The organism is Aeromicrobium sp. (assembly GCF_047606445.1).
Taxonomy (GTDB): Bacteria; Actinomycetota; Actinomycetes; order Propionibacteriales; family Nocardioidaceae; genus Aeromicrobium.
Genome location: NZ_JASGEK010000043.1, coordinates 1 through 5,231, shown reverse-complemented (window position 1 = coordinate 5,231; position 5,231 = coordinate 1). Strand labels below are relative to the sequence as shown.

At 68.5% G+C, this 5,231-nt stretch carries 6 protein-coding genes; 4 read left to right on the top strand and 2 right to left on the bottom strand.

The annotated features are described in order from the left end of the window. Nucleotides 1-442: 442 nt before the first annotated feature. The 4 genes from QM621_RS09075 (at nucleotide 443) to QM621_RS09060 (ending at nucleotide 3,722) form a co-directional block, all read left to right on the top strand. Entirely contained in the window at nucleotides 443-1,702 is a 1,260-nt protein-coding gene (locus QM621_RS09075) for an AAA family ATPase (protein WP_414990056.1), read from the top strand. Continuing rightward, nucleotides 1,699-1,992 (top strand): WhiB family transcriptional regulator, encoded by a 294-nt coding sequence (locus QM621_RS09070; protein WP_414990055.1) that lies wholly within the window; start codon nucleotides 1,699-1,701, stop codon nucleotides 1,990-1,992. The genes QM621_RS09075 and QM621_RS09070 overlap by 4 nt, the downstream gene beginning before the upstream one ends. Beyond that, on the top strand, nucleotides 1,989-2,189 hold the full coding sequence (locus tag QM621_RS09065; RefSeq protein ID WP_414990054.1) for a hypothetical protein: 201 nt from the start codon (nucleotides 1,989-1,991) through the stop codon (nucleotides 2,187-2,189). The genes QM621_RS09070 and QM621_RS09065 overlap by 4 nt, the downstream gene beginning before the upstream one ends. Nucleotides 2,190-2,570: 381 nt before the next feature. Next, complete coding sequence (locus QM621_RS09060) at nucleotides 2,571-3,722, top strand: phage major capsid protein (RefSeq protein ID WP_414990053.1); 1,152 nt, start codon at nucleotides 2,571-2,573, stop codon at nucleotides 3,720-3,722. A 520-nt stretch (nucleotides 3,723-4,242) separates the two neighbouring features. Here the strand turns inward: QM621_RS09060 and QM621_RS09055 are convergent. After that, a complete protein-coding gene (locus QM621_RS09055; protein WP_414990052.1) occupies nucleotides 4,243-4,545 on the bottom strand; it encodes a hypothetical protein in 303 nt (100 codons plus the stop codon). Next, the gene (locus QM621_RS09050) at nucleotides 4,542-5,114 is read right to left on the bottom strand and encodes a hypothetical protein (RefSeq protein ID WP_414990051.1); all 573 of its coding nucleotides are present in this window, start codon (nucleotides 5,112-5,114) and stop codon (nucleotides 4,542-4,544) included. The genes QM621_RS09055 and QM621_RS09050 overlap by 4 nt, the downstream gene beginning before the upstream one ends. Between the last annotated feature and the right edge of the window lie 117 nt (nucleotides 5,115-5,231).

Here is a 5,231-nt window from a genome sequence, read left to right as displayed (position 1 = left end):
TCGATGAACGCGACACCTTGACCAACACCTCACGCTGGGAGGCGGAGACCTTCAAGGGGGCTGCCGGAGAACGCATGCTCCATCCTACAACACAAACAGATACCTATTTGCGAGCCACACCACTAGGTGGCAAAGCTGCATGCGGTAGATGAGTGCCTCGTATGACGCTTTCTCTAGCGCTGCCACGCTCTGGCTCAATCCCTCGGCAAGTTCCTTGGCCCATCCTCGGTTCACCAGCTCAATGGGCGTCAGCAGGTCGTCTATGTCGGTGGCGAACTGTGACACCCCACCCCTGTTCGGCGCGGTCGAGCGACATGGGCCGTCGAGCTATGGGCGTCAGTGACTCCGAGCTGTTCGCCGAGGCCGCCCGGCTACGTGCTCAGGGGTGGCGGCCGCACGAGGTCGCCGCGACACTGACCCGTCCAGCCGTGGGGGTGGCCGCATGAGTGAGGACTACGCGCCCTTGGAGCGCCGAGCCGTCGTCACCTGGGCATCGGAGATCGAGCCCGAGCCGGTCGTCTGGGCATGGGCCGAAGGGGGGTTGGGGCGTATCCCCGCCGGGTCGCTGTCGATGGCCGCGGGCAGGGAAGCGACCGGCAAGTCGTCGTTCGGCATCTGGCTCGCCGCGCAGGTCACCCGGGGCACGCTTCCCGGCAGCCTCCACGGGACACCCCGCCGCGTCCTGTACGGGGCCGTGGAGGACAGCTGGCGTAAGACCATCGTCGCTCGTTTCATCGCCGCAGGCGCCGACCTGGACAGGGTCGGACGGTTCGAGGTCGTCAACGAGGTGGGCGACCATCTCACCCTCTCCCTGCCGTCGGACCTGGCCCTACTGGAGCAGACCATCACGGCCCACGAGGTCGCCCTGGTCGTCGTCGACCCGCTCGTGTCGGCCGTCAACGTGAAGGACACGCACAAGGAGAGCGACGTGAGGACCGCACTCGATCCGCTCGCGCGCCTCGCGGACCGGACCGGGGCCGTCGTCCTCGGCATCGGCCACTTCAACAAGGCCGGCGGCACCGACGCCGCCAACCTCATCACCGGGTCAGGCGCGTTCAAGAACGTCCCCCGGTCCGTGTTCGGGTTCGCCCGCGACGAGTCCAGCGACGACGACCGACGGATCATCACCCAGGTCAAGAACAGTCTCGGGCGGTCCGACCTGCCGAGCCTGGCCTACCGGATCGAAGGCGCGACCGTCACGACGCCGAAGGGGCCGACCGAAACGGGCCGCCTCGTCATGCTCGGCGAGTCGGCCGTGACCGTGGCCGAGGCCCTGCGCAACGCCGGGACCGACCCCGAGGAGCGCGACGACCGACGCGACGCCGCCGCCTGGGTCGTCGACTACCTCGTCGAGTGCGGGGGAGAGGCGCCGAGCAAGGACGTGTACAGGGCGGGGCAGGCCGCCGGCGGCTGGAGCAAGGACCAGTTGAAGCGCGCCAAGGGGCGTCTCGTGGAGTCGAGGAAATCCGGCATGGGCAGCGGCTGGGTGTGGACCCTTGTCGACCGGGAGACCTCCGAAGGGAGCACGAAGGGTGTGAAGGGAGCGGGGAACTGTTACCCGCTCCCTTCACACCCTTCGGTGCTCCCTTCGGACAGCGACATCAGCGGCCCTGGCGACACGTCGACGTCCGAGAACGAGGGAACGGCTCCAGGTGAAGCCGCTCCCTTGCTCAGTTTGACCACGGCGGAGGGCGCGGCATGACCCGTCGAAGCGACCCCGCGCGGACCGATGCTCTCGCCCACCTCATGCAGGGGCTGCACGCGCACGTCGAGGCCGGTCGGCGAGTGCCGTGCGTCGAGCCTGAGCGCGGCCACTGGTGGCTCTCCGACGATCCCGAGCACGTCGAGGCCGCCGCCCACGCCTGCGCCGCCTGCCCCGCGCTGGATGCCTGCCGCGACTACGTGACCGCCCACCCTGAACACGCCGGCGTATGGGCCGGCGCCGACCAATCGACGGACCGCCGTCAACCTGAAAGGACAGAACCGAAATGACCTACGTAGTCGATCCCGTCGACGAGCTGCGGGCTATCGCCCTCATCGGAGTCGCCGCCACCTTCAAGTGCCAGCACTGTGAGGTCGAGGCCTGGGTGCTGTGGGACGAGAACATGCAGCCCTTCGTCGACATCGCCCACCAACGAGGCTGCCCCGAGCATGAGGACTTCCTCCCGGCTGCGGAGTACGGCGGATGAGTCGCCCGTGGTGGCACCTGTCGGGCGAGGCCGAGGACTGGTCGGCACTCGTCGAAGACCCGCCGGACGACGACGAGGAGCACCCGCACTGGGATCCTCGCGTCTGGGGTCGCTGACGAGTAGACTGTCCTCAGAGGTTGAGACGATCAAGTCTGAGCGTCAAGGACGAGGGGCCCCCGGGCCAAGTCCGAGGGCTGAGGACGAGGGTTGTGTCAGCGTTCAGAGGTAAGGCCATCGGTAACCAATCCGCCCGCCTGTTCCAGCCTCACCCTTGACGAACACCGCCATCGGTAGCCAATCCGCCCGTGGTGAGACCGAGGGGGCCATCTCATCGCACGTGCGTCATTCACGACGCCGTGCCCACCTCTCAAAGGAGTACCCGTGAACTTCAAGGAACAGCGGGCCGCCGCGCTCAAGGCGGCCCAGGCCATCATCGACCGCGCGAAGGCTGACGGCGGACGTGATCTCACGGATGCCGAGATCGCCGAGGTCGAGGGGCACCACGCCGAGGTCAAGCGCCTCGACGGACTGCTCGCGCGCGAGGCGAAGTCGAAGGAGCTGCGTCAGGCGATCTTCGGCTTGGACGACGACGAGGTCATCAGCCTCAGCGGCGACGGCGCGAAGTCCGGCTACCTCAACCCCCGGTCAAAGAGCTTGGCGGGCAAGCTGGCGAGCGGCTTCCATGCGACGGACCAGTTCGGACAGAAGGCGCTCGTTCCTGCGGGTGTGACGATCGGCGTCACCCCTGTCGTCGGTTCGACGCCCATCGAGCTGAGCAAGCCCGCCACGGGACTGTGGGACCTCATCGCGACGACCCAGCAGGCCACGCCGACCTACGCCTACCTGCGGCAGACGGTGCGGACCACGAATGCCGCGTTCGTCGCTCCCGGTGAGACCAAGCCGACCAGCACCTACACCACGACGAAGGTGGAGGGGCGGCTGCGGGTCATCGCGCACCTGTCCGAGCCGATCGACAAGTTCATGTTGGAGGACAACTCGAACTTGGACACGTTCTTGTCCAGTGAGATGCTCGCGGGGCTGTACGACGTGCTCGCGGTCCAGGTGCTCACCGGCGACGGGGCAGGCGAGAACCTCACCGGCATCGACAACACGCCGGGGATCCAGGTGCAGGACGCGAAGGTCGACGGCATCACGACGCTACGTGCGGCGCTGACCAAGCTGGAGGGCGTCGGCAGGGAGCCGCGTGGGTTCGCCGTCAACGCCACCGACTGGGAGCAGATGGAGACCACGCGCAACACCTCGGGCGCGTTCGACTTCGGCGGTCCGATCGACTCCGCGACCCGTCGCGCCTGGGGCGTCCCGGTGGCTATCGTCCCGAACGTCCCGGCTGGCAGTGCCTACCTCATCGGCGAGGACTCGGTGGTGCTGCGCCAGGACGGCAGCGTGCGGATGGACTGGGGCACACCGGGTGACAACTTCACGCGGAACCAGATCACGGCCCGGTGTGAGACGCGCGTGAACCTCGACGTGGTCCGCCCGTTCGGCATCGTGAAGATCACCCTGCCGGACTGACGGCGAGACTTCGGCCTCGCGTCCCTGTTCCTTTGTGAGGTCGGATGGTGAGTCGTCGGTATGTGCTTGCGGGCGACTTACCCCACCGGGGTGGCACCGCATCTCATCGAGCATGCGGTGCCACCCCGTCGTGGCCCTCTCATCTCGCTGACCGATTGCCCGAGAGGGGAGGGGCGTTCGGATCGCCAGGCGCGCCGGGGTGGCCCGGTCGGCGCCGGCAATGTTCCTCTCTCCCCCGGTATTTTCCCCTCAGATCGACCCCAGGAGGTTGGGTCATGTCCCTCTCGGCGTTGAAGGACCTCAACCGTGCCGCGTACGGCGCGCTGAGCGGGTCAAGCTCGGCGAAAGCCCCCTCGGGGACGGGGAGTCTCGGGCATCTCCGAGCTGTTCGGGGCGGGGTTCGGCCTGACGGTCGTCGCCCTGGCCGCGATCAGGGACGCTCTGTCGTCGAGATCCCCTGAGACCTCGACGCGCAGTCGAGCGAACGCGGCCGGGTCGATGGAGAGTGAGACCGGCCGCCTCATGATCGGTCCCTGTCGGGCTCGATTCCGTCGACGACCTCGGCGAGCGCGGTGAGGTCGTCGGCCCAGGCTCGCAGCTCGTTGGCGAGCTCGGCGCCGTCACGTCCGGTCACGACCCACAGGTCGAACGACACCATCCACGCCTCGCCGTCGGCGGCGGGGCCGTCGTCCCAGGTCGCCCAGATGCCCGCCTCTCCCACTGACGGGGTGCAGCAGGCCGTCACGCCGTCGTCGTGGTGACCGGGCGGGAGGCTGCACCACGACGGGCATGTCCTCGTCTCGGCGGCTTGTGCCGTGCTCATGCTGCGCTCCACGCCGGGTCGCGGAGGAGCCCGAGCCGTGCGAGTTCGTCGAGCTGTGCGGCCTGGCGTGAGTCGGTCCGGTAGGAGATGGTCACGTGTCGGCCGGCCTTGTTGGTGGCCCACTTGATCGGCTGGCCGCCGTGGGCGCCACGGGTGACGATCTCGTAGGCGATGTCGAGCGCTTCGGTCTGGTGGTCGAGCAGGTGGGCGTCGTTGGGCTGCACGGTCCACGTCTTGTCGAGGCGTGACTGTTCGATGAACACCAGCGCGTGCGGGGAGTCGTAGCCGACGGGCTCGATGTTGGCGACGGCGGCGACCCTGTGCCATGCCTCCCGGTGCGCGCGGGTCTCCCGCTCGTTGCGGGCCTCGGCGTGGTCGCGGCCGTCGCTGAGGCTGTCGAGCTTGGCGTGCCAGGTGACCTTGCGGCACTGGTCGCACTTGACGTCGAGGACGCCGAGGCAACGCGGCGGGTAGTCGCCGAGCTTGCGGCAGCCGGTGTAGCGGGCGGCGACGGTGCGGGTCTGGCCGCACTCGCAGCACAGGGCGGTGACGCGGGGGCGGGCGCTCATCGGGACTCACCGCCGTTGGTGAGCGCGGCCATGAGGGCGTCCTCGGCAGTCTGACGTTCGGCGGTGAGGGTCTTGTGGTCGGCGGTGCCGACGAACTTCGGGCCGAGCGCGCCGAGG